The 25,195-nt window shown below is 42.1% G+C and carries 25 protein-coding genes; 5 read left to right on the top strand and 20 right to left on the bottom strand.

The annotated features are described in order from the left end of the window. Positions 1–20: 20 nt before the first annotated feature. Genes K1F36_RS00705 through K1F36_RS00685 form a run of 5 tightly spaced genes read right to left on the bottom strand, consistent with a single transcriptional unit; the run spans position 21 to position 4,944 of the window. Positions 21–1,469: a M14 family zinc carboxypeptidase gene (locus tag K1F36_RS00705; protein WP_220112084.1), complete on the bottom strand. Its 1,449-nt coding sequence runs from the start codon at positions 1,467–1,469 to the stop codon at positions 21–23. Continuing rightward, positions 1,469–2,128 carry a peptidoglycan recognition protein family protein gene (locus tag K1F36_RS00700; RefSeq protein WP_220112083.1) on the bottom strand — a complete coding sequence of 220 codons (660 nt, stop codon included), beginning with the start codon at positions 2,126–2,128 and terminating at the stop codon, positions 1,469–1,471. The genes K1F36_RS00705 and K1F36_RS00700 overlap by 1 nt, the downstream gene beginning before the upstream one ends. Next, a complete protein-coding gene (locus tag K1F36_RS00695) occupies positions 2,115–2,558 on the bottom strand; it encodes a 3D domain-containing protein (protein WP_313790056.1) in 444 nt (147 codons plus the stop codon). Before K1F36_RS00695 ends, K1F36_RS00700 begins: the two co-directional genes overlap by 14 nt. Next, positions 2,549–4,030: an FG-GAP-like repeat-containing protein gene (locus K1F36_RS00690; protein ID WP_220112082.1), complete on the bottom strand. Its 1,482-nt coding sequence runs from the start codon at positions 4,028–4,030 to the stop codon at positions 2,549–2,551. The genes K1F36_RS00695 and K1F36_RS00690 overlap by 10 nt, the downstream gene beginning before the upstream one ends. Before the next feature lie 41 nt (positions 4,031–4,071). Then, a complete protein-coding gene (locus K1F36_RS00685) occupies positions 4,072–4,944 on the bottom strand; it encodes a pirin family protein (protein WP_207036053.1) in 873 nt (290 codons plus the stop codon). A 51-nt stretch (positions 4,945–4,995) separates the two neighbouring features. Here K1F36_RS00685 and K1F36_RS00680 point away from each other — a divergent pair, with 51 nt between their 5' ends. Beyond that, positions 4,996–6,330, top strand: coding sequence for a serine hydrolase domain-containing protein (locus tag K1F36_RS00680; protein WP_220112081.1), 1,335 nt, complete (start codon positions 4,996–4,998; stop codon positions 6,328–6,330). A 619-nt stretch (positions 6,331–6,949) separates the two neighbouring features. Here K1F36_RS00680 and K1F36_RS00675 read toward each other — a convergent pair. Beyond that, a complete protein-coding gene (locus K1F36_RS00675) occupies positions 6,950–7,792 on the bottom strand; it encodes a 1,4-dihydroxy-2-naphthoyl-CoA synthase (protein ID WP_108246048.1) in 843 nt (280 codons plus the stop codon). A gap of 269 nt (positions 7,793–8,061) precedes the next feature. On the opposite strand from K1F36_RS00675, the gene K1F36_RS00670 reads away from it, so the two are divergent. The 3 genes from K1F36_RS00670 (at position 8,062) to K1F36_RS00660 (ending at position 10,934) form a co-directional block, all read left to right on the top strand. Beyond that, positions 8,062–9,591 (top strand): prolyl oligopeptidase family serine peptidase, encoded by a 1,530-nt coding sequence (locus tag K1F36_RS00670; RefSeq protein WP_258538883.1) that lies wholly within the window; start codon positions 8,062–8,064, stop codon positions 9,589–9,591. A gap of 16 nt (positions 9,592–9,607) precedes the next feature. After that, positions 9,608–10,231, top strand: a complete 624-nt coding sequence (locus K1F36_RS00665) for a class I SAM-dependent methyltransferase (RefSeq protein WP_220112080.1) — start codon at positions 9,608–9,610, stop codon at positions 10,229–10,231. Between the two features lie 157 nt (positions 10,232–10,388). Beyond that, a complete protein-coding gene (locus K1F36_RS00660; protein WP_258538882.1) occupies positions 10,389–10,934 on the top strand; it encodes a JAB domain-containing protein in 546 nt (181 codons plus the stop codon). Between the two features lie 110 nt (positions 10,935–11,044). Here the strand turns inward: K1F36_RS00660 and K1F36_RS00655 are convergent, their stop codons facing one another. From K1F36_RS00655 to K1F36_RS00625, 7 genes are all read right to left on the bottom strand, one after another. Continuing rightward, positions 11,045–13,678 carry a hypothetical protein gene (locus K1F36_RS00655; protein WP_220112079.1) on the bottom strand — a complete coding sequence of 878 codons (2,634 nt, stop codon included), beginning with the start codon at positions 13,676–13,678 and terminating at the stop codon, positions 11,045–11,047. A 112-nt stretch (positions 13,679–13,790) separates the two neighbouring features. Beyond that, positions 13,791–14,168, bottom strand: coding sequence for a DUF302 domain-containing protein (locus tag K1F36_RS00650; protein WP_220112078.1), 378 nt, complete (start codon positions 14,166–14,168; stop codon positions 13,791–13,793). Positions 14,169–14,178: 10 nt separating this feature from the next. After that, positions 14,179–15,063: a helix-turn-helix domain-containing protein gene (locus K1F36_RS00645; RefSeq protein WP_220112077.1), complete on the bottom strand. Its 885-nt coding sequence runs from the start codon at positions 15,061–15,063 to the stop codon at positions 14,179–14,181. A gap of 132 nt (positions 15,064–15,195) precedes the next feature. Then, positions 15,196–15,612, bottom strand: a complete 417-nt coding sequence (locus K1F36_RS00640; protein ID WP_220112076.1) for a nuclear transport factor 2 family protein — start codon at positions 15,610–15,612, stop codon at positions 15,196–15,198. 70 nt (positions 15,613–15,682) lie between these two features. Next, positions 15,683–16,150 carry a YHS domain-containing (seleno)protein gene (locus tag K1F36_RS00635; RefSeq protein WP_220112075.1) on the bottom strand — a complete coding sequence of 156 codons (468 nt, stop codon included), beginning with the start codon at positions 16,148–16,150 and terminating at the stop codon, positions 15,683–15,685. A gap of 28 nt (positions 16,151–16,178) precedes the next feature. Further along, entirely contained in the window at positions 16,179–16,724 is a 546-nt protein-coding gene (locus K1F36_RS00630; protein WP_220112074.1) for a carboxymuconolactone decarboxylase family protein, read from the bottom strand. Between the two features lie 212 nt (positions 16,725–16,936). Next, entirely contained in the window at positions 16,937–17,671 is a 735-nt protein-coding gene (locus K1F36_RS00625) for a cysteine hydrolase family protein (protein WP_220112073.1), read from the bottom strand. Between the two features lie 487 nt (positions 17,672–18,158). Here K1F36_RS00625 and K1F36_RS00620 point away from each other — a divergent pair, with 487 nt between their 5' ends. Then, positions 18,159–18,446, top strand: a complete 288-nt coding sequence (locus tag K1F36_RS00620) for a hypothetical protein (RefSeq protein ID WP_220112072.1) — start codon at positions 18,159–18,161, stop codon at positions 18,444–18,446. Positions 18,447–18,454: 8 nt separating this feature from the next. Here the strand turns inward: K1F36_RS00620 and K1F36_RS00615 are convergent, their stop codons facing one another. From K1F36_RS00615 to K1F36_RS00585, 7 genes are all read right to left on the bottom strand, one after another. Beyond that, the gene (locus tag K1F36_RS00615) at positions 18,455–19,642 is read right to left on the bottom strand and encodes a PQQ-dependent sugar dehydrogenase (RefSeq protein ID WP_220112071.1); all 1,188 of its coding nucleotides are present in this window, start codon (positions 19,640–19,642) and stop codon (positions 18,455–18,457) included. Between the two features lie 120 nt (positions 19,643–19,762). Continuing rightward, entirely contained in the window at positions 19,763–20,320 is a 558-nt protein-coding gene (locus tag K1F36_RS00610; RefSeq protein ID WP_220112070.1) for a DUF4251 domain-containing protein, read from the bottom strand. Positions 20,321–20,388: 68 nt separating this feature from the next. After that, entirely contained in the window at positions 20,389–21,306 is a 918-nt protein-coding gene (locus K1F36_RS00605) for an EamA family transporter (RefSeq protein ID WP_220112069.1), read from the bottom strand. Between the two features lie 85 nt (positions 21,307–21,391). Beyond that, on the bottom strand, positions 21,392–21,724 hold the full coding sequence (locus K1F36_RS00600; RefSeq protein WP_220112068.1) for a P-loop NTPase family protein: 333 nt from the start codon (positions 21,722–21,724) through the stop codon (positions 21,392–21,394). Positions 21,725–21,889: 165 nt separating this feature from the next. Next, positions 21,890–22,582: a YiaD family glycine zipper/OmpA-like lipoprotein gene (locus tag K1F36_RS00595; RefSeq protein WP_220112067.1), complete on the bottom strand. Its 693-nt coding sequence runs from the start codon at positions 22,580–22,582 to the stop codon at positions 21,890–21,892. 4 nt (positions 22,583–22,586) lie between these two features. Next, positions 22,587–23,072 (bottom strand): lipocalin-like domain-containing protein, encoded by a 486-nt coding sequence (locus tag K1F36_RS00590; RefSeq protein WP_108247318.1) that lies wholly within the window; start codon positions 23,070–23,072, stop codon positions 22,587–22,589. Between the two features lie 107 nt (positions 23,073–23,179). After that, positions 23,180–25,159 carry an alpha-ketoacid dehydrogenase subunit alpha/beta gene (locus K1F36_RS00585; protein ID WP_220112066.1) on the bottom strand — a complete coding sequence of 660 codons (1,980 nt, stop codon included), beginning with the start codon at positions 25,157–25,159 and terminating at the stop codon, positions 23,180–23,182. Positions 25,160–25,195: the final 36 nt, after the last annotated feature.

The following is a 25,195-nucleotide window of genomic DNA, read 5'->3' as shown; positions in this document are numbered from 1 at the left end:
TTATTTACTATTTCTAAAATCTATTTGCCGTTAATCAGGCCGTTTCCTGTATTCTGTTGTTCCAAAGGCTTGGAAAGGTCTATCAAAAATCCATTGACCACGGCATGGGTCAACTTTCCATCTTTCTTTAGAAAGAATGTCGGGTTTGCTCCCGGTTGCATGCTAAAACTTTTTAATTCAAATTTCTCATCTACCAATATCAACGGAAAGTGTACAAAAGTGCTTTTTTCCGGCTTCTCCGTTTTTACATAGGCCACACCATCCTGCAACAACTGCATGGGATTATCGATTCGTGCCACCTTGGCCACCTTAGGCTGAACAATGGTATAACCTTCCGCATCAAAGGTTTTGTAGGCGTAATAAGTTGATAAATCTCCTTGGTCGGCAACCGAACTTTTGTAATAGAACTCGTTGTGGTCTTTTAAATCTACCTCGTAGTTAATTATCCCCAAATCAATAATATAGTCATTGCCCAAAAGCTCATAGGTAACGTTCTCTATCTTCAAATCGAACAACATACGATTGTTGTGGGGAATTTTTTCGTAATCCTCAATGGGAATACCCTTGTACGATTGGTTGGCAATAGTGTACAAGGCCGAAAGAATGGAAACGTAGTTAAGCTTACGGATTTCTTGTTTCTCTGGGTCGCCGGGATAACCTCCGGATTCGATTAAAATAAGGCTAGTGCCCCATTTGGCAATGTTGTCACCGAAGGCACGTGGCTCAAAATCATCGCTGTATCTTCCAACTTGCCCCGGCGCATAATTTTGAATGATCTTATCCATAAAAACAATCACTTTCATGGCATTGGCCCTAACATCGTTGATGTCCTTCTCGTAATTATACGCTGTGGCGAGATAGGAAATAGTCGCCGGCTTATCGGTCCGTTCCGCATTGTAGTACTTGCTCTGATCATGAAGGTTAAAACCAAAATCGGCATCCAAACTATCTCGGAGACGCTTCAACGTTTGCCCTTCGGGCGACTGTAACCGCAGAGCATCCCGATTGATATCGATTCCCAAGGCATTTCTTCTCGTAAATACTTCGGCGCCATCTGGGTTGAGCATTGGTAAAAAGTGAAGTTTTAACTTGGATAGGATTGCTTCCTTCTCTTCCTTGAATTCAGGGGCATCCAAAAAATTAAGGATGTCAAAAATAGCTTGGGTGGCCGTGGGCTCGTCACCGTGCATTTGGGACCATAAAAATATATTGCTGTCCCCGGAACCAATGCTTACCAAGTGTAAATCCCGCCCTTGAATGGACTCTCCTACTTTTTGGACTTCAAATTTAGGGTTCGCCTTGAATTTTTCGATCAAGGGTTGAATGTCGGCGTGTTTTATCCTCCGTTTCCCGATGCTCGATTCTTTGTAATCATCATATGTTTCGTATAGCTTGGAGGTAAGTTCGTCCTGAGCCTGCACATTACAAACTAGAAGGAAGACAGCCGAAAGAAAAAGTTGCTTTATCATTATTTTTTTGTTGGAACAGGTTTAAAGTTAAATTTTTTAGTGGCATTTCGAACCTTTTCAACAAAATCCATTCCTGGATCTGTCTTTTCGGTACGATAACCATCATCAACTTCCAACCAAAGTGGATGTCCTTCAAAAAGCGTGTATTCTTGGTGACCGATTACATAATCAATGTCATATTTTGATGCTAAATAGTTCACCAGATAAATATTGGAGCGCAACTGTTTTTTGGTCAATGGCAATCCTTCTGTACCTCCAACATTCTCTATTCCTATGGCACAATGGTTCAATCCAATAGTGTGCCTTGCCATGGTGGTTTCCGGCATCAATCGGTAAATGGTCCCATCTTGGTCCACCAAAAAATGGGAGCTTACATTTAGTCCGCTCACGTTTACCAAATCGGGGCGCCAGTTGGGTAAGGTAGACCGGTTGAAAGCTTCGAACGATTTTTTTAAGGATGGAATAGCCGTCCAATGTAGCACTACCATTTTAGGCGTGATTTCCGGGGTGTCCTGCTTTAACTCGTACCTGTTCAACAAGTATTCTTTGGTCAGTTCCACGCGTTGTTCATCAAAAATAATGGGAATATCCACAATCTCCTTTTGGATGGAACATGCTCCCAAGGCCAAGGCCCATACAATTAAACTAGTCTTTTTCATTCGGAGTATTTATAGAATCAATGGGAACGGCGTAGCAAATGATCAGTTTTTTTCTGCCCCATTCCCTAGCTTTTTTTACATCTTTTCCCATGTAAATATCAATGCGGTTTCGCCAACGCCAATGCATTTTGTCCTTCACGTAAAAGGTATCTGGGAACGTATCAATTTTAACCATGGTATTGTGTGTAAATCCTTTTTTGATCAGGTCCCTGGATACTGCGATGACTTTCATGCCAGGTTTTAAGGTATCTCCCCAAGCCGCAACGGAAGGGTTGATACTATCCGTTTGCCAAAATACGGAGTTATAGGCAGAAGCCGTGACTTCATGTCCGTACCAATCATATTTTTTTTTGGGCTTTGTTTCATCTTCTTTTGATGAACATCCCGCCAGAATAATGATCAGTATGAAAACACAGTTTTTCAATGCAATAAATTTTCCAAGAGCATAATGTCCACATTGGTGTTGTTCCATCGATCGGACAACACATCGGGAACCGGCGTGAAGCCCAAGGTCAATGAACTAAGTACAATATCCAGGTCACCGTCATCATCAATGTCCGAAGCATCCATCAAAAACCAACGCGCCAAAGCGGGGTCTTCCAATATTTTTGTAGAAAACTCATACGCATCCGAGTCCTTGTTTTCCAAATACACGAAGGAGCGTTCTGGAAACTCCATATAATTGGGAAATGTACTGATCAGGGCAAAATCTATGTCACCGTCTTGGTCAAAATCCCTAGAAAGCACTCTTGTAGCGCCGTACATTGGGTAAAAATAGGACTCAGCGTACTCGTTGCCTCCCTTGTTAAGGTAGATTCGCATTCCATGGTAGGGTTTGTGAACATACGAAATATCCGCATTATCCCCTTGAACTGTTATGATATCGTCCAGTCCATCCCCATTATAATCTACTATTTCGAACCAACTTGTTCCGAACAAAGGACTAAACTCCAAAAGTTTTTTAGCTTCAAACACTAAATCTTCAGTCTGATGGAAAACCGTAATGCTCTCGTTACTTTGGGTCATTAAGGCTACAATATCGAGTTTGCCATCATTGTTCATGTCCTTTGCCACAGTACGTATGGCACCAGGGAGGTTGAGCAATACTTTTTTGTCATACCCTCCAGATTCGTTCTCGATCAAAAGTGACAACCGACCGGATTCATTGCCGAACTCGCTCACGACGATTTCATTTTTGCCGTCACCGTTCAAATCTTCCAATAAAGTATGGACGGGCCTATGAAAACTTTGATCCACAGCTAAGGTATCCGTTCCAATTTTGCGAAGTATTTTTCCTTTTTCCAATTCGGATGGACGGATGATTCCTACCTCACTGATAATTTCCATGGAATCTTTTTTACTGTACCAAGTTATAGGTGTCTTGCCTTGATAGATTTGTTCAGAGGCTTCTTGGTCAAAATTAAAAGACCCTAAAGTTCCGGTGAGATCTCCGTAGTGGACTTGGTTATTATCCTCAAGAAATTCCAAATAAGTGATCATACCACCATTTTGTTCATCAACGGCATATGGCTTGGCCACAAATTGGTTCAAGGTATCTGCCTTGGGTACATCTATCGCTTCCAAATGTTCGGGCGCATTGGATAGTACGTAGGTCTGAATCTGCACCCATTCTTCAAAGGTGAGTTTTGGTCTAAAGCCTGGTGCTCCAGCATTTGCACCTTCATTGATCCCTTCTACTTCCATACGCTCCAGCATGGCTGGAAGCACTGACTTTTTCCATATTTCTTTGGGCAGTTCGTCCAATTTAGGAGCTAAGTGGCAACTGGCGCAGTATTTTGTATAGAGCTCAGCCTCCGGGGATTTTGGTGTTTCTTTTTTACAGGAAGAAATAAAAATTAAAAGTAATAAAAGTAGTGGGGTAATACTTGGTCTGTTCGGCATTGGTCGGTTCTGTCTTAAAATTTAAGCGAGTTGGTTTATCTTTAGTTGGGTAATGGCACATAGGTGTTGTCGTTTTCCATCATGGGAAAGGTTTTATCGGCCCATGCTTTTTTTGCTTGTTCCAGTTTTTCCTTACTGGAAGAAACAAAATTCCAATAAATATAGCGTTCCTCTGGAAAAGGTTCGCCCCCGAACAACATTAAATGTGTATTTGGTTTTAGTTTTATGTTGCAGGTATCTTCTACTTTTGACACCAGAATATTTCCTTCGCCAACCGTTTCTCCGCAGGCTTCAATGCCGCCTTCGACGATACAAATACCAATTTCACCTTTTAGGTTACCGTTTACATTCAAGGAATACGCTTCCTTTGCCATTACTTCTACCATAAAAAGATTGGAATGCACGGGTACCGGGGATTTTTTTCCGTAACCTTCGCCCGCAACTAATTTAAATTCCGTACTGCCATCGGTCCATTTGGGAATGTCTTCGCCATCAATATGATGGAATTGAGGTTCCATGTCCTCCAATTCTTTTGGCAATGCTACCCAAATTTGATAACCATGCGCTGTAAACGTATTGCCGTTGCGCAAATCTTGTGGTGTTCTCTCGGTATGGGTGACCCCCTTCCCTGCCGTCATCCAGTTAACGGAACCGGGTTTAATACGTTGATGGGTCCCAAGGCTATCTTCGTGGTTGATCTCACCTTCCAACATAAATGTCAAAGTGGAAAGACCCATGTGCGGATGCTGGTCCACGTCCATATACTTTTCAGGTCCTAATTTTGTAGGCCCCATATGGTCGATAAAAATAAAAGGGCCGATCATACGCTTCTTGCGGAAAGGAATCAATCTTCCTACCAAAAAATCGCCAATATCCCTACTACGCTCTTCAATGATCAATCCAATGTTGGACATAGGTTAAATGTTTATATTTAGAAGCAGAAAGTTACAAATACATCCTATATCATGAAACTACTTAAACGTGTTTTGCTGCTCCTTGTCGTAATCATAGGGGTTGTCGTTTACCTAAATTATCCCAAATTGAACATTATCTCCGGTTATGCTGCAAAAAATGTGGCATCTGGTGTTTTCTTGGCGCATCGTTCCGCTGCCAGTATGAATCAATATGACAATAGTGCTCCCTTAATTGAAATAGCATCTACTGAGATTAATGAGAGTGAGCAATCCGCATCTTCAACCGTTTATGGGATGATGGAGCGTACCGCAGTTTATCGTGATGGTCTTGGAGCCGTTTTGATCAATGATGATTACGACCCCAAAGCGTTAACAATAAAACCTCAAAGAAACCAACCTGTCGACACCATTCCTTACCCGTATGGACAAGCGGCTCCATTGGATACCGTATTGGCTGATGTGGATATGGATCAAATCAACAAGGCCATCGCCATGGCCTTCGCCGAGCCTGAAACTCAAAAAACACGAACCTTTCTAATTCTGTACAAAGGACATTTGATCGCCGAAAAATATATTGATGGGTTCGATAAGGATACGCCTATTTTGGGATGGTCCATGACCAAAAGTGTGTTGGCCACTTGCTATGGAATTTTGGAACACCAAGGAAAGTTGGAAATGGATTGGCCCGCTCCCATTCCTGAATGGAAGGATGATGAGCGAAAGAACATTACCCTAGATCATTTACTCCGCATGCAAAGCGGATTAGCGTGGGACGAGGATTATACCGGAATATCGGATGTTACTCGAATGCTGTTTTTGGACAGTGATATGACCCAGGCCCAACGTGACAAAAAAGCGATAGCAAAACCAACGGAAATATGGAACTACTCTTCAGGGACCACAAATTTGCTTTCGGGAATACTAAAGCAGCAATTTAGGAGCCATCAAGAGTATTTGGACTTCCCCTACTCCGCTTTAATCGATAAAATAGGGATGTATTCCATGGTTATGGAAGCTGATATTGCAGGGAATTATGTGGGCTCCTCCTACGCATGGGCGAGTACACGGGATTGGGCACGTTTTGGACAATTGCACCTGGATAAGGGGAATTGGAACGGGAAACAACTGTTTGATGCTTCTTGGATTGATTACATTACAACTCCAACTGTAAATTCCAACGGTACTTACGGTGCTCATTTTTGGTTGAATGCAGAAGGGAAATATCCGGATGTGCCCAGGGATATGTTTTCTTGCAATGGTTTTGAAGGTCAACATGTGTTCATGATTCCCTCCAAAGACTTGGTGGTTGTGCGTACAGGTTTGGCCGAGGAACCGTATTTTGATGTGAACGGAGTACTGTCGAACATCGTAAAAGCGGTACCGTAAATCGATGAGATATATCAAAATACTTGAAAAACCACAGAATCAAGACACTTCACAACAATAATTTCGTTTACGGGAACTCTCGTAGTAGTTTTACTATGTAATAAAAAACGAAAGTAATTTTTTCATTTTCATATAGTGTTCTCGTAAAAGAGTCTTGACCATAATGGCAAGGCTCTTTTCTATTTGGGGCCATCCTTAATTAATCAAAACGCATCTCGATTGTGCTCGATGAAACAACTACAGTTCTTCATTTCTTGTCATTTCGAGCACAGTCGAGAAATCCATGTTCTCAAACCCAGAATCACATAAAATATAAAGATGACAACAGGTAAAGGATACTTCACAACAATAATTTCGTTTACAAGAACTCTCGTAGTAGTTTTACTATGTAATAAAAAGCGAAAGTAATTTTTTCATTTTCATATAGTGTTCTCGTAAAAGAGTCTTGACCATAACGGCAAGGCTCTTTTCTATTTGAGGCCATCCTGAATTGATTGTATCGCTGGACCCTGAGCGTAGTCGAAGGGTAGCACTAATTCAATTCAGTTTCTTCAGTCGCTGCTCTCCTTTAGAATGACAATGGGTAATTGTAAATTGTTTATTGCAGCTGTAAATTGACTTACGGAATCCACTTGTCCTTGCCAAAATCGGGTTTACGCTTTTCCAAAAATGCGTTTCTACCTTCTTTTGCTTCGTCCGTCATGTAGGCCAATCGTGTAGCTTCGCCTGCAAACACCTGTTGTCCGACCATGCCATCATCGGTAAGGTTCATGGCGAATTTCAGCATTTTTATGGATGTCGGTGATTTGGCCAAGACTTCCTGGGCCCACTGGTATGCAGTATCCTCCAATTCATCATGAGGGATGACAGCGTTTACCATACCCATTTCATACGCTTCTTGTGCAGAATAATTACGTCCTAGAAAGAAAATCTCGCGGGCCTTTTTCTGACCTACCATTTTGGCGAGATATGCGGAGCCGTAGCCGCCATCAAAACTGGTAACGTCGGCATCAGTTTGTTTAAAAATAGCGTGTTCCTTGCTGGCAAGGGTCATATCGCACACCACATGTAGGCTGTGCCCTCCCCCAACGGCCCATCCGGGCACTACGGCAATTACCACCTTGGGCATAAAACGAATCAAACGCTGCACCTCTAAAATATTCAATCGATGGTAACCATCATCGCCCACGTAGCCTTTATGTCCACGGGCCTTTTGGTCGCCCCCGCTACAGAAGGCCCACTTACCGTCCTTGGACGATGGTCCTTCACCGGAAAGCAGCACCACTCCAATGGAGGTGTCTTCTTGCGCATCATAAAAAGCTTTATACAGCTCGCTGGTGGTCTTGGGTCGGAACGCATTCCTTATATCCGGACGGTTAAAGGCAATACGTGCCACGCCATTACATTTTTTATAGGTAATATCTTCGAATTCCATGGCGGTCTGCCAGTTGGGTGATTCCATAGTTGTAGCTTTTATTGAAATACAAATAACGGAATTTCTGGATTATTGTCGTTTTGAATTGTTCCTTCCGACACCACTAAAAGAATAATAATTTGATTAAATTAATGATTGACAACAGGTTAATGCGTGCTAAACCTTGGAGGTAGTTTTATTTTTTTCAACTTTCATATTAATCTATGAAAATCACCACTAACCTGTTTATAGACAATTGATACTGTAACAATAGTTCAACAATGCCATCTTTGAAAGTGAACACTAACCGATTTATCATGAGATTGACAATCCTACTATTTTTAATATTCCTTCAAACCAATTCAATAGTTTCTCAGACCTCTCTTGATGAAATTGACCTTGATAATGGAAAATTCAAAGTGGGTTTTCAGCATTATACTTCCTATGATAGTACAAGAACTTATAGTAGAGTTTTTGACTATACCAATAAAAAAATTGAAAGACCGATTCTGGTAAGTATATGGTATCCCACTGAACAGAATGTGGATGATGCGGAACCGTTGACGGTCTTGGATTATCTTGAAATTTTAAAAGAGGAAGAAGAATGGGAGCATCTGCCCAATGATCAAATATTGAATTGGTTTTATTACCAAAATACGCCTGCTAATCAAAGACTCCTTACGGAAAAAACGACGGCTTATGCCAACGTGGAATTTGTAAAAGGAAAATTTCCAACAGTCATTTACAGACCCAGTTTCCAAGCATCTTCCATCGAGAACTTTGCTCTCTGTGAATATTTGGCAAGCCACGGCTTTGTGGTCATATCAAGTCCAAGTAGAGGAACGGAAACCCGTTGGTTCAGCAGCAATAATGCCAAGGAAATTGAAACACAGGCCAGGGATACGGAGTTTTTAATCAAGGAGGCTGGGAAACTTTCTTTTGTAGATTATGAAAAGATAGCCCTAATGGGCTTCAGCTTTGGGGGGTTATCAAATATCATAGTGCAAAATCGTAACGACAATATAAAAGCAATTGTTAGCCTTGACGGTACAGAAAGATATCAATATGAATCGCTAGAACAATCCCCATTTTTTGATGCTGAAAAAATAGACGTTCCATATGCCCATATGGCCCAGAAGGAAATCCCCGAAACAGTTTTAAAGGAAGATAAGGTTGATTCCGAACTCAATACTGTGTTTCAATTATACGATAGCATAGTAAACAGCAAGGTTCATCGATTAAGGTTTCATAACTTAACCCATAGCTACTTTAGCACATTGGGGATCCTTTTTGCAGATAGGGACAAAAGACAAGATAAAAGCGATTCTGAAATTATGGAATCTTACAAATGGGCTGCGATGTACACATTGAATTTTTTGGAAGCTACTTTGAATAAGGATAAAAAAGCATTGGGGTTTATGGAAAATAGCCCAGAAAACAATGGAGTTGGAAAAAAATTGATCACTCAGAAAATCAAACAACCACAAAAACAAGTGTTCGCGTTTCAAGATTTTAATCAGTTGGCATTAAATCAAAATTATGAGAACTTGGTACAACTCTATGATTCAATTGCAGAGAAGCATCCTTCGTTAGAAATTCCAGAGGGCAATCTAAACGTTCTAGGGTTACAACTTGTTTTTAATCCAGAAACATCTTTACAAGGAATAAACGTATTTTTATTGGCAACAAAACTTTATCCAAATTCTTCAAACCTTTATGATAGTTTGGCAGAAGGATATTTATTTATGGGCGATAAAGCAAAGGCTGTCGAGAATTTTGAAAAATCCTTAAAATTAAATCCTCAAAGTCAAAATGCCCTCCATCGATTACAACAACTGAAAAAATAAATTAATCTGAAAGTATATGGCAAGCGATTGGCTCAATATGTGGAACACCAAGTTTGGACAAACGGAATATGCCTACGGTACAGAGCCTAATAACTATTTAAAGGATAAACTTCAGCACATTCCCGCGGGCTCCATTCTTTTTGCCGCCGAGGGAGAAGGCAGAAATGCTGTGTACGCCGCACAATTGGGCTGGAAGGTGTCCGCTTTTGATATCAGCGAGGCAGGTCAACAAAAAGCCTTGAAATTAGCGGAGGATAAAAAGGTTTCCATAGATTATAAATTGGGCGATTTACCAGATTTAGGTTTTAAGGAGGAGGAATTCGATGCGCTGGCGTTGGTCTATGCCCACTTCCCTCCCACCATTCGCCCTGAATATCTTAGAATGTTGAGCAGTTACTTAAAGAAGGGCGGGCACCTAATTTTTGAGGCATTTAGTAAAGACCATCTCGCTTACAAGCAGCAAAATCCTAGCGTGGGAGGACCAAACAATGTGGATTACCTGTTTTCCTTGGAAGAGCTGGAAACCAGTTTTACTGATTTCGAAATTCTGGAACTCAAAAAAACAACGGTAGCGCTCAATGAGGGCGAAGGCCATATCGGTACCGGGTCGGTAATTCGTTTTTTCGGTAAAAAGCAATAGCTAAGCTATACGGTTTCGTGTATGCTGAATATCTGTCATATCCTTATTGGCCCTGCGAACCACGTTTGGGGCAGTTTTTTTATGCCCAAACGGCATTTTTGTTTTTCTCACGGGCATGGACTACCTTTCCCAAACCCAAAAACTAGAAACACCTACCATGAACGTACGGCTTACCCAAGAACAAAAGATCAAAGTGCTCAACTCCGCGGACATATATGCGATCATGCAACAGGTTTTGCTGCGCGAGAACAAGATACGCCGCAACCAAGAGCATTTTTGGGTGGTGGGCCTCAACCACAACAACAAAATATTGTTCGTGGAGCTCATTGGCCTGGGGGCCAGCAACCGGGTGAACGCCGACCCGCCCGATGTGTTTAGGATGGCGATCTACAAACTGGCCAGCAAGCTGATCTTGGTGCACAACCACCCCAGCGGCACGCACGAGGTTACCGATGCCGATATTACCTTTACCGACCATATGCTAAAAGTGGGCAAACTGATAAAAGTGGAAGTGCTGGACCATTTGGTGATCACCGAAACGAATTATACCAGTTTTGCCGACCAAGGCGTGATGGACGAACTACAAAAAAGCGGCCTGTTTGAAATCATGGGCCCCGAAAAGCAGGAACTGGAACAGTTTAAAATTGATACCGAGAAAAGCGGGCAGAAAAAGAAAAGGCAATCAGTATTGCAAAAAAGATGAAGGCCGATGGCTTAGATGCCGAAACTATTAAAAAGTATACCGGGTTGAGCTTGAAGGATATTGGGGGGATAAGGACCTAAAAATAAGTTAACCTTAAAATAGTCGCCTGTTTAATTTGATTCTAATTTCACTCCTATTTTGCCCGCTAAGCGTATTGCATGAACATGATTCGGGTCTTTCTCAATAATAAATTGAACCAATTTTCTAGCCTCATTTATTTTTTTAATATGAACATAAATCCAAGCAAGTTTCGTTCGGTCATCTAAGTTGTTATCATCTTGAACTATATAATCGTTAAGAATTGTTATTAATCTTCGAGATAGAGCTTTTTTTTCATCTTCTTTGGAATCTAAACTTCCATTACTTAATAATTGATTTAGTCTAGTCGCACAAGCACTTATTGCTGCTCCAGATACATTGTCAATTGCACACATTTCAATTAATGAATGAATTTCACCAAAGAAATCTTTTTGCTTTGCATAAAGTTTAGATAATCTTTTCCAAACTGGTATTAACTTATTATAATCTTGCTCATTCTGAATGAATTGCTGACATGCGCCAATTGCACCATTTTTATTGTTGACCTCTTCCAATAAGGTAGCATAGATAAGCCAGGAAGTATAATGTTTTCTACATATATATTCTAAAACAGGTTTATAAAATGAAAGCTTATGGTTCTTACCAGTTCCGATATTCTGAGCAATTTGTCTAAAGAACTTCTCAAATCTTAATGTTACACCTTCATCAACATCAACTACCTTACCTACTCCGAACATCATTAAAATTTCTCTATCCTCCATTATTTTTTGCTTTAAAGGGGATACAGCTAACTTATTATGACCAAAAAGATATGCTGAAAGTGGTAATGAAATGAATTTGGAATTATCTTTAGTGGATGAATAAATATCTATGAACGAAAATTTATGTAATTCGTCAATTGCAGATTCTACATCCATTTTTGTATCTGAAGTAGTAGATAAAACTGCTTCTAAGGCAATTTTTGGAATAGTTGACCTCCAACTACTTAAAGTAAGAAACACTTTTTTGGCTGCATAGGACAACATTGTATATGTCCTCTCGAATAAAGCTGTTAATAACTCATCTTGAGAGGCTACAATTCGATTAATATTACCTGCCTTTCCTTCTATTGAGACAACCCCCAATAAAATTTTAGCAACATAAGGATGTCCTAATGACTCCTCATATAACATATCAACGTATTTTTTTGTAATAAGATTTGTAATACCTAATTCATCACTTACTGAATCAACCAGTTCATTAAACTCATTTTCTTCCATTCCAGAAACTGTAATTGGATAATCTGCTCTAAATTCACTAATTCTGGAAGTAATTAATATTTTATTCGGAGTACGAATGTATGTATCTAACCATACAAACATTTCAGTTGGGTTTTTAACAGTTTCAAAATTGTCAAAAACCGCTAATAAAGGAGAAATCCCTTCTTGGTAATCACTAAGGTGTTTTTCAATAAATTTTCTCGAATTAAACCCTTTAGTTTTTAAAAGGCTTTCATCAATCAATTTAACAAATTCTTTTGCAACATCTTCAATATCCAATACTTGTGGTTGAACAGATTTTGCTCCAGACTCCAATAAATCAATATCTCTAGAACTAAACCAAATTATTGTTTGAAACCTATCTAATGAGCATAGTCCTTCTAAAACCCTAAGTGCCATACTAGTTTTCCCAATACCACCTCTCCCAAGAAGAGTAACCATTGGATGTCTTTCATTAACTAGAATCTTTTTCAATTCGTTCTCTAGCGATGGTCTATGAATATAGATTGAATCAACTTTTGGAAGATTTGTGAAACAATTATCAATGACAGACAATTTTCTTTTTCCTTCAGTTTCACTCACTGGTAAATCACCAGGTGGCATCAAATATTTTGAATTGTCTTTACTGTCTCTGCTCCCAGTGGAATAAGAAAGTACTTCATAACGTTTATTGCTAAACCCGCCATTAGGAAAATAAAAATCTGAGAGATCTTTATCTGACTTAATAAGTTCTACAAAAACTGGCCTGTTCAAATATATATATACCCCATTTTCTAAATTTTGGGATTTACCAACATTAGATTTTAAAAAATTAAAGCTTGGGCTATTTTCGGAGATTGGTTTTACATTATACTTTCCAGACAAATTTTGCGATAAATATGCCCATTCAAAATCAAAAATTGAAAAATTACCGCTTATCAATTCCAGAGACTTTTCTAAATACGGGCAAATTTGAGAACTCACTCCACTTCTTAAAGCTCCATGCCCCCTAGTTTTATTCCTTAATTGAGAAAACATAGAAAACCAATTAATTAAATTAGTTTTTGATGGAATTTCATTGACGGCAACCCCAATGATTTTTAAACATTCATTTAACGATGAGATTGAGTCGTGTTGCCAAGTTCCAGCCTTAACTTTTTGCGTTATTTCCTTTTGGGGGTTTCTTAATTGTATATTTAAATGATGTGAAGTTGGGCCTGAAACAATTTCCAAAATCGCTTTACCCCAATCTCCGATTCCATCCGCCCTTACTAAATGGTATGCTTGTGAATATTTGTGTTTTTTTGAATCTTCTTCAACTCCTGCTAACATTGAAGCGCATATTAATTTGGTCAGAAGTTCACCTGTATATAGTAATGCTAAAAAATAAGCGGAATCAGAATCTTCCTTTTCAATTAAGTTTTTAGCCCAAACTTGTTTTAATATTTTATTACGCTTCTGATACATCTATCAAAAATTATTTGATAGAAATTTAACAAGAATTCAATTACCTAATATGAGCTACATAAAAAAACTATTAAGTTTTATTCAACAATATTATTAAATAGTAAAATTGATTTTAAAAATAAAGTAAAAATATCACCCTTCCAAGAAGCTCTTCTCCCATTTCAGGCTTCAATCCATAATCCTGTAGGCTGCCCACAGGGTTTTTAAAGCTCAGTTGGGTGGTTTGGGCATCAATTTCTTGTAGTACCAGTTTTAAGGGGATATCGTTTATGGCCAAAGGGTCGTTCGCCATAATTTCCGCAATGTATTTGGGGTGGAAAAAGAGCAATTGCCGCAAGTGCGGTATGTACACGCCATGCTTCGCCACAATGGCCTGGGTGTCTATCTCGTGGAGGAGCAAAAAGCCATGGTCTACAATGCGTTTTTTCAGGGCGCCGTACAATTGCCCAAAGGGCAGCGGCAGGGTATGGTGGATCACATGGGCTTTCATCTGGGATCCATTAGGCCATGGCGGCACGGGCAAAGCCCACCGTTTCGCGATAGGTTTTGGGCGAAATGTCCGCATTGTTCTTAAAAAAGCGGCTAAAATAGTGCTCATCGTCATACCCAAGGTCGTAGGCAATCTCCTTTACCGTTTTGTTGGTGAGGTACAGCTCGCGCTTGGCCTCAATAATGATCCGTTCGCTGATCAGGTGGGTCATCGTCTTGTTAAAATGGTTTTTGGTCATCTTGGCGAGGGCCTTGGGGCTGATGTTCAGCAAATCGGCATACTCCCCCGCGGAGTGCTTGGATTTGTAGTGGGTCTCTATCAGGTTTTTGAGCTTTTGGAGGATAAACGGTTCCTTCTCGTCCGGGGTGCCCTCCAAGGCTTCGGGCTGTTGCTTGGCCTTGGCACGGGAGGCTGTGATCAAAAATATTTTAAGGTAGGAGACCAACAGCTCGTACTGCGCCAGCTCCGATTTTTGCACTTCGGTGTACATCTGCTCCAGAACCAACTCAAACTGTTGGGACATGCTCTCCGTAACGCAAAGCGTGGGCGGACTGTAAATATTGTTGAAGAGCACCCCGTTGCAGGCCACCTGTTCGTGGTGCTTGTGGATGCAGAAAAAATCGGGGTGAAACTGCAACACCACACCCTCCAACGGTTCTTCCTCAGTTAGGGCAAAAGGCTGATAGGGCGTTACGGCAATTAGGGTGTTTGGCGTAAACGCGTACTCCGAAAAGTCCACTTGGGCGGTGCCCCTCCCCTTTTTTATCCAGATCAAGGAATAATGGTTCAACCGGTGCGTATCGCAAAACTGGCAGCCATCCTCAAATTCGGAGAGTTTAAAGGCCAGGTTTCCGGTCTGTTCGTCGATGAGCGTGTTGGTGTTGTAAATATCCATATTTGTTCAGTTTTCAGTAGGCAGTTGTCAGTATTCAGTTGGCAGTTCTCAGTTTTCTAAAACTTGATGTCTTACGTCTTACGTCGGATGTCCTATGTCCTATGTCCTATGTCTGATATCTGACGTCTGAAATTAAAGTCTTCTCTCCGTTTCGGCTATCGGCAGGTCGTTGATGCTGGCGTAGCGTTTCTGCATAAGCCCGTGCTCGTTGAACTCCCAATTCTCGTTTCCATACGCGCGAATCCACGCTCCTTCGCCATTCTGGTATTCGTATTCAAAACGAACTGCAATCTTATTGTCGGTAAAGGCCCATAGTTCCTTTCTTAATTTGTAATTTTTTTCTTTTTGCCACTTTTTCGTCAAAAAGGAAACCACGGCTTCGCGCCCGTTGATAAACTGCGAACGGTTGCGCCATTCGGTGTCCACGGTATACGCTTTGCTTACCTTTTCGGGGTCTTGGCTGTTCCAGGCATCTTCGGCCAGTTGTACTTTTTCCTTGGCGGTCGCCTCCGTAAAGGGAGGCAACGGATATTTTTTCTCTAGTTCCATAATGGTGATTTTTATAATTGAAAAAAGGGCGGGACCTATGGCGGGGCCGCGCCCTATCAGCTAATTAAAACTACTTGCTGTTTTTGACCGCGGGCCAATTGGCGTGTGCCGCCGTTTTCAGCTCCGTAGTGCGTTGTCCCCAATCTTCGTAGGTGTTGAAAGGCTCCCCGTTGAAGGGCCCGTTGAAGAAGAGGTACAATTTGCCATCGATCACCGTATAGGTTTCCGGGTTGATGGGAAACTTGGTCGATTTTGCCCCTACGCCCCAAGCACAGTAGCCATCAAACTGAGGCAAATAATTGTTGGGAGATTTTTTAAAGGCATCCTGATTCGCCTTGTTGGCAAAGTAATAGGTGGCACCGTGATGCTTCACAGCATAACTATTGCTTCCGTGTTGTGCTTTTCCCGAAAAATAGGAAACCACATCGTACCCGCCCACGGCCAGACCGTTATCGTCCACCGGAGGGGTTTGTGCCTGCACGCTGATAGCGGCAAACAACACAATTCCAAAAAGAAATAAATTTCCAAACGTTTTCATTTGTTTTGATTTTAAGATTATTGATTGCTTATACCGTAGCCACTTCCACCACTGGAAAGTCAATATCGGTGTTGGCGGTATTGTTGAAATAATTGGTCAAGATGTTCAAGGCTACGTGTGCAACGATCTCGCCCACGGCACCGTCGGTATAGCCAGCGACTTTTACAGCTTCCACATCTTCCGAGGAAACACGACCGTTTTTGCTGATCAAGGTTTTCGCAAACTGAAGCGCAGCGGCCACTTTGGGGTCAGCGTTGATGCCTTCTCTTGCCGCTTGAAGCGTGTCGGTATCGATGCCCACCAATTTTTCACCGATAAAGGAGTGGGCGGAAAGGCAATAATTACAGGCGTTGGACTCTGCAACGGACAAGGCCAACAATTCGCCCAATTTTCCGCCCAAAGATCCTTTGCCCAGAGCATCGCTCAAGTTGAGGTAGCCCTCCAAAACGGCCGGGGAGTTCCCCATGGTTTTCATCATGTTGGGAACCATTCCCAATTTGGCTTGGATGCCGTCGAATAATTCTTTTGATCTTCCAGTGGCTACTTTTGGATCTAATGCTTGTAAACGTGTCATAACTTTCTATTTTTTTAATGAATAAATGGTTTGTCATTATTGACATTACAAAGGTGCGATGGTGCGTGTTCGGATAAAATGGACAGATGCCGCAACTCCTTGGATAATTTTCCCCATTGCGAAATACCTGACTGATTATCAACAAAAAAAGAAGGGCCGAACCTATGGTTCGACCCCTCATCACTCCACTGCAACATCACGCTCACTGACGTTTATTTGATTGGATGCATTTTCAATTCTTTCACCAATTCATCGGTAGTGAACACCCGGCTGGAAATCATTTTATAGTTGGTCTGGGCAGCTTGGTTGCCATCCAATCCAGGTAATATGGCAGAAGCGGTAGCGTCGCCGACCACGGCAACCTCAAAACCGTTCTCCACCAGTTCCCTCATGTGCGATTCGGCACACAGGTTACCGGACATTCCGGCCAAGATTACTTTGTCCACCCCTTGTTTGCGCAACTGCAGGGCCAAATCGTTGGACTCGGAACCGAACACTTTGTGCGGGCTGGTCACCACTACCCTATCCTTGTTGATGTACTTTTTGTAGCGGGGCAACCAATCGGCACCGGAACCTTCAAACCCTATTACGTTCAATTGGTCCCCACGATCGAACATGCTGATGTTGTGCATCAACTTTTCAAGGGTTCCCTCAAACTTCCACACGTGGTCGTGTTCGTAGTAGTAGTGGGGAGAAATGAACACTGGGATGTTGTACTGTTCACCCAACTTAAAAATGGTCTCCAAATTTTCGATGGTGTTGTTCTCTTGGACACTTTGTCCCACGGCACCCCAAGCCACTCCATCAGGGCTAAGAAAATCGTTTTGTGGATCGGTGATCACAATGGCGGTGGTTTCGTCAATAATAAAACCTGGTTCTGGCAATTGGGCATGCACGCCCGTAACGGTAATCAAGAACAGGGTCACTGTTCGCATCAAATTTTTCATGATATTCTTTTTAACTGATTAAACTTAAATTTTGATGGAACAAAGTTGCGGCAGTACCAAATGGAAAAAAATGGACGAACTACGCTACTGTATGGACAATTTTCTTTTTGCAGGGTAAAATAAAATCCGTTGGTTCAAAACGGCCATTCCTCAATTCAAAAGGGGCATTCGTCAATTGAGTACGTAGAATTATTGCATATTGTGTAGTTTGGTAAAAAAATAAGAGTATGACTACGCTTGAAACGATAAACGCCTTACAGATTTTTTGTTTAGTGGTATTGGGATTCATCATTTTTATGGTAGGTTGGCTCCTTGGCGCCGAGTTCACCAGAAAATACAGGTGTTAAAACAATACCTCAGTTTTTAAAACGTTCCTACACACTCCAAACCTACTTAAACCTACTTAGCCATTTTTTGGAGAGACCCTAACATTCAAAGCATTCTAGCCTATATAGGAGATGGGCAGTACATTATACGAATAGATCGTTTGCGCAACGGCGAAATCCGTTACCTCTGCTGGAACAAGCGCAACGGTATATTGACCAAGCCCAACCTAATTCTTGGAAATGGGGAAGTAAGGGAGTCTGCCGAGGGAGAGACCACGGAATACGTGTTTACGCACGAGGAAAGTACGTTTTCGGTGGAGCACATTCATCCCAAAAAAAGTGGGATGCCCAATTATTATTTTGTTGAGGTCACCGATAAGGACCAAAAAAAAAGTACTTGGAAAATGGAGCAACTGCCCATCCCCAAGTACCTTGAATCGTTATTTTAAAAAAGGGGCTATCCCTTGTAAGTGACCCTATAAATGGCGTTGCCCTCATCGTCGGAGATGAGCAGGGAACCATCTTGCAGGAACAGCAAATCCACTGGCCTACCAAATGCCTCTTGCGATTCTTCGTCCAGCCAGCCATCTATAAAAGGTTCGTAGCTTACGGCCTCGCCGTTTTCCAGTTTTACCATGCTTACCCTGTACCCCACTTTTTTGGAGCGATTCCAAGAACCATGCTCCGCCAAAAATGCCTGTCCGGTATATTGCTCCGGGAACATAGGGCCTTGCCCAAACTTAACGCCCAAAGCTGCTACGTGTGCCTGTAATGTCTGTACTGGTGGCACAAAATCTGAACAGGGACGTTGATCCCCGTATTCGGGATCCTTCACGGTTCCGCCATGGCAGAACGGATATCCGAAGTGCTGGCCTACCTCTGTAAGTTTATTCAGTTCTCCGGGGGGAAGGTCGTCGCCCATCATATCCCTATTATTATCGGTAAACCAAAGTTCCTTGGTTTCTGGATGCCAAGTGAATCCTACGGTGTTTCGTACCCCATTGGCCACGATTTCACGGTTACTGCCATCCAAATCCATTCGGGTGATGGAGGCATAACGCTTGTCCACAGTGGCACTATCACAAATATTACAGGGTGCCCCAACAGGTACGTAGAGTTTGTCATCAGGTCCAAAGGCAATGTATTTCCAGCCGTGGTGGAACTCGGTCGGGTAATCGTCGTAGACCAGTTCTGGCTCCTTTGGGTCTTCCAACTGCGACTCAATATCCGAATACTTGAACATTTTGCTCACCGCGGCAACGTAGAGGGCTCCATCCTTGAACGCAACTCCGTTTGGCTGCTCCAAATCGGATGCAATGGTATAGGTTTTGTCCACCCTATAATCACCATCCGTATCTTTAAGCGCATATACCTTTCCTTCGTTACGGGTACCCACGAAAAGGGTGCCATCGGCCCCCATGGCCATGGAACGGGCACCTTCAATATTTTCCGCATATACATCTATGCTAAAACCATCGGGCAGGTTTAGGCGGTCCAATGGCAAATCTGTGGTGGTTTCGGTATTTTCCGCTACTTCTTCTTCGGTTGATTCTTCTTGGTTTTTCTTATTGTCCTTACAGGCCGCAAAAGCCGTCAAGAGCATCAACATAAATATTGACCGTTGGGTCAAAGTGTACATTTTCATTTTACTAGTTTAGATGTTTTAGTTTCTGAATCAATAAAGCTATGACAAAATGATGGAAAGTGGAAAGATATCGCGAGCCAATGGCAGAAAGCCCAACAAGATTTTGATGGTCTCCCCTACCTATTCTTTCTTTTTATACTCGGAAAGATTGCCCTGGTACCAAATATTGGTCCGTTGGCTACTGGAGACCGTGAGTCGGGCATTTCCGTTGGGATATAGCTGGGCGATAACCTGATAACTCTCGGAATCTTCGGTAATGTTGAAACGCATGGTTTTCCCCGAATCCTTTTTATTGGGAGAAAATGAAAGGTCTTTGGGTATGCCCTCAAACATTATTCCGGTCTTGTTCTGATTGTAATATCCACCCATACGGCGCTCCCCGAAGAAAGGTAAATCTGCCTTAACGCTGTCGCCCACCATACGTAAATAACCACCTGACCCGCTAATATCTATACGGCTAGCGGTACTGCCAAAGGGCAAAAGCCCAGCATTGGCAATGCTGTTCAATCCTTGGCTGGCCATGGGTTGGGCCCAATTGGCAGCGATTTCAAATTGCTGATCGGCAATCATTTTATCCAAAGCGGCGATTGCTTCGGGGGATGCTTGGTCTTTGCTAGATGCACAGGCTACAGACACTAAAAGCAAAAGATAAGCCCCAAATTTTATAATAGATTTCATTTGGTTTAAAATTAATTCGACTTAAAATACGAAAAAGCCAAACCAATTCCGAGACAAATAACGGAGTCTTAACGTTTAAAGCGCTCAAAAATGGCCAAGGTCTTTTTGGTGTTGATGAAATAAACCCCAGTCAACAATATGGCCGCCGCTAGAATAGATTGAAGGGTAATCTGTTCGTCCAAAAAATACCAGCCCAACAATAGGGCCACAATGGGGTTTACATAGGTAGATGTAGCCACTTTTTCCGGGGAAACGGTCTTGAGCAGATAGTTGAACGAGGTGAACGCCAAGATACTTCCAAAAAAGATGAGCAACAGCATCGAAATCTGTACATCGCTGCTCCAAGCCAATGGTGACGACCATTCTTCTCCAAACCCAAGGCTCATCAAACTTAAAATAAGGCCTGCAAAGAACATTTGATAGCCCGTGTTTACAAAGTAATTGGTAGGCAGGTCGGCTTTCGCCACAAAAAGGCTTGCATAGGCCCAGCATAGCATGCAAAAGAAAATCATTGCCATTCCCACGATGGACTCTTCTTGGGCTATAATCTGTTTTTGACTTACCAGCAAGTAAATGCCCACGATTCCCAAAACCACTCCCACTACGGACATAGGCTGTATTTTTTTTCCTTGGAGTATGCGCATCATCAACAGGATGATCAGTGGTTGGGAAGAAATTTCGAGGGCCGCGAAGCCTGTGTCCACATACCGCAATGCCCAAACCACCAATCCATTGCCAACACTAAGGAAAAGGATGCCTGCCAATACAGAGTTTATAAGCTGTTTTTTGGTGATTCGAAGGGAGATGCCCATGATCTTGGCCAAGATAAAAATACAGAGTCCTGCCACAGTGAACCTACAGCTCGCCAGCATGAACGGTTCAAGCTCCATAACAGCGATCTTGTTCAATAAATAGGTTGAACCCCATATAAAATAGATGGCGAAAAATGCCAGGATGACAAGTACAGAGTTTGAAGATTTTGCCATAACAGGACAATTTTAATGTCCTGCAATATTACGCATGAATATTCGGTGAAAAGGGATTTGTTGAAATTTTAAAGTAAAAAAGAGGCTACAAAGGTTTTTTAAGGTCGAATAGATACGCTGCAAACTCGCTTTCCAATTTTTTAAAACGTGCCAGATGGGATTCAATCTCATGGGTATCCGTTTCCGGCAGGTCTATCTGTTGATTTCTTATTTTGGACAACAACCTGTTTTGATGCTTCCTAAACTCTTGAATATGCCTGTTGAGCTCGTAAAACTTTTCGAACCGCTGTGGGCATTTGGGCTCATAGGTATAGGAATTCAACTTTTCCGATAGTCTTTGCACCATACGTTCGTTTCTTTCCACTCTTACAAGAAGTTCCTGCTTATGTTCAATGGTATTTGGGGATATATGTTGCATGACTTACAAGGTTTTAATGGTGTAATGTGTTGTCCACTATTAAGTTAAAACAATTCTTGCAATACTGTAACGGCTTAACTCACATTTAATAGTTTATTTAACATCTGGCCATAAAAAAAGCCCGGATAAAACCGGGCTTTATACTTTACAAAAAGGAGAAGAGGTTTAATTTTCTGTCTGCTCTTTGGCTTCCTCTTTAAGTTCGTCGCTGGCAATAATGGCCAACTCTACACGTCGGTTGGCAGCTTTACCTGCAGCTGTTTCGTTGCTTTCTATAGGTTGTTCCTCGCCATACCATTTAGTGGTAAAACGTCCGCTGGAAATACCTTTGGACACCAAATAACTGGTTACGGATTGTGCTCTACGCTGAGAAAGGCTCATGTTGTAGTCTGCAGCTCCATCTGAATCGGTATGACCTTCGACCAAGATGTTGGTTTTTGGGTATTCCTTAAAGATTCCTGCCAATTTATCCAATGTATTGGCGGAAGCACCTTTGATATCGGATTTGTTGGTATCGAAATACACACCGTTCTCTCCGCTAAAGGTAACGTTGATACCCTCACCTACCCTTTGCACTTCGGCACCTGGGATTTCTTGCTCGATTTTTTCGGCCTGTCTGTCCATACGGTTACCAATGTAACCACCGGCAGCACCACCTACCACAGCACCGATAATAGCACCCAGCGCGGTGTTTCCTTTACCAACGTTGTTACCGATGACACCACCGATAACGGCACCACCACCGGCGCCGATAGCAGCACCTTTTTGGGTGTTGTTGGCATTTTTGACAGCATCACAGCTAATAATCATGGTCAACGCTAAAAAAGCAGTTGCACCTTTCAATAGAATATTTTTCATGAAATTATTTTTTTGAGAATTCGTAAACAATGGTCACACTCTGACCGTCAACAGAAACATTGGAGTTAAGGGTCATGGACTGTTCGGACAAACTGACAATGTTCAAACGGTATCCGTAACCGCCAGAGATATCCTTTCGGTTCTCGTCAATAAACTTGAACTGTAATTGACTCTGGTAATTTTGTTCCGGCTCAACAACGGACCATCTAAAAAATCGGTCGCCTCCTTGACAGAGCGAACTTGGAGCTATAGTGTAGCGTCCAGTACTGTTATTGTCCCTAAAAAACCACTCACTATCCTCAAAGCAGATATCCTCTGCATCGTTGAAGATGGTGGATTTAAAGTTTCCGGAAGCGTTTTGGTAGTAAACATTGTCCAAATTCCAAGTTCCGCTGAACAAGTCTCGCTGTGTTCTAGCGCTTTTGGAAACCGAACATGATGAGAGCAAAAGTCCCACCACTGTAATCAATAAGAGTGATCGTTTCATCATAGGTAATTAAGTTAATGTTTAAGAATATACGTTTGGGGACGTATTATAGTTGTTAAATTATGAAAAAAATGGCTAATCCACTTGCTTTAAATGGGATAAAGACCATATTAATATTGATACAGTTCAATTAATTCCGATTCGAACCGACTCTTGGGCAAATAGTTTGTTTCAAGGGATTTTGCAAAGGGAACCGGCGTTTCCAAACTGCCCACCCTCTTGACAGGAGCGTCCAAATATTCAAAACAATTCTCCATGACCATGGCCGAAATATCGCTGGCAATACCTCCGAACAAAGTATCTTCTTGCAATATGATCAATTTGCCCGTTTTTTTGACCGAGTTGTATATAGATTCAGCATCCAGTGGTTGAAGCGTTCTTAAATCCAGTACATCGGCATCAATTTTTGGGTGTCTCTCCAATACTTCCAAAGCCCAGTGAACACCTGCACCGTAGGTTACCACAGATATGGAACTTCCTTCCTTCAATAAGTTGGCCTTGCCAAAAGGCAATGTGTAATAATCGGTCGGAACATCACCTTTTACACTTCGGTATAGCCCCTTGTGTTCAAAAAAGAGGACGGGATTAGGGTCGTTTATGGCCGTGTTCAATAATCCCTTTGCATCATCGGGGAAGGCAGGGTACACGACTTTTAGACCTGGGGTCTTGGTGAACCACGCCTCATTGGTCTGGGAATGGAAAGGTCCCGCCCCTACACCGCCGCCACAGGGCATACGTATTACTACATCGGCTTTCTCATTCCAACGATAATGCACTTTGGCCAAATAATTGACAATTGGATTGAACCCGGAACTCACAAAATCAGCGAACTGCATTTCAACGACTGCTTTCATACCGTTGATGGACAGTCCCATGGCCGTGGAGACTATCGATGATTCGCAAATAGGCGTATTCCGAACCCGGCTCTTACCAAATTTGGGCACAAAACCTTCGGTAATTTTAAAGACCCCGCCATAATCTGCTACATCTTGACCCATGATGATGAGTTCGTTGTGACGATACATGGATTGTTCCAAACCTTGGGAGATGGCATCTACAAAACGAATATGCTCTTTGGAATCTGATTTTGGTTCAATATGATGATAATCAAAATCATGATACACCTCTTTTAATTCTTTACTTTCAAATGACTCCACTTCGTTCTCATCAAAAGCCAACTGTAAATTTGTATTGATTTCCTCAGTGATTTCTTTTTTGAGGTTCTCAATGTAGTCTTGAGTCAATACTCCTTCCGCCACCAAAAAGTCTTCATAATTGGAAATCGGGTCTTTTTTGCCCCATTCCTTCATTAACTTTTCCGGAACATATTTGGTTCCGCTTGCTTCTTCGTGCCCTCGCATCCGAAAAGTCTTGAACTCGAGCAACACGGGTCTTGGACGCTTGCGTATGGCCCTGCACAATTCATCCACTTTGGTGTACACTTCCAAAATATTGTTGCCATCAATTATTCGGGACTCCATGCCGTAGCCTTTGGCACGGTCCGCCAAATGTTCACATTTATATTGTTCATTGGTTGGTGTGGATAGCCCATACCCGTTATTTTCTATGCAGAACAATACCGGAAGGTTCCATACCGAAGCTACGTTCAAAGCTTCATGAAAATCCCCTTCACTAGTGGCTCCTTCACCAGTAAACACAGCTGTTACACGTTTTTTTCGGCGCAACATATCCGCCAAGGCGATTCCGTCAGCCACCCCTAATTGCGGGCCTAGATGCGAAATCATACCTATTATTTTATATTCTTGGGTCCCAAAGTGAAAACTACGGTCCCTTCCTTGGGTAAACCCACTCTGTTTTCCTTGCCACTGGGCAAAAAGACGGTTCAATGGGATGTTCCTGGAAGTAAAAACTCCAAGATTTCTATGCATAGGGAGAATGTACTCACTTTCCTTGAGTGCGTGGGTCACTCCAACGGAAATGGCTTCTTGCCCCATTCCACTAAACCACTTGGAAATTTTGCCCTGTCGCAGAAGAATCAGCATTTTTTCCTCTATCATCCTTGGCTTTAACATGCCTTTGTACAACTCCAGCAACTTTTCGCGTTCCAAGCTGCCAACATGATACCTCATATCGTAAAAATTCTGTTGGCTAAAAGTAGTAAAAAG

Origin of the sequence: Flagellimonas abyssi (assembly GCF_019457905.1) — a bacterium.
GTDB lineage: Bacteria > Bacteroidota > Bacteroidia > Flavobacteriales > Flavobacteriaceae > Flagellimonas > Flagellimonas abyssi.
Note: the sequence above shows the minus strand (reverse complement) of the source record. Positions and strands in the feature narration are given on the sequence as shown.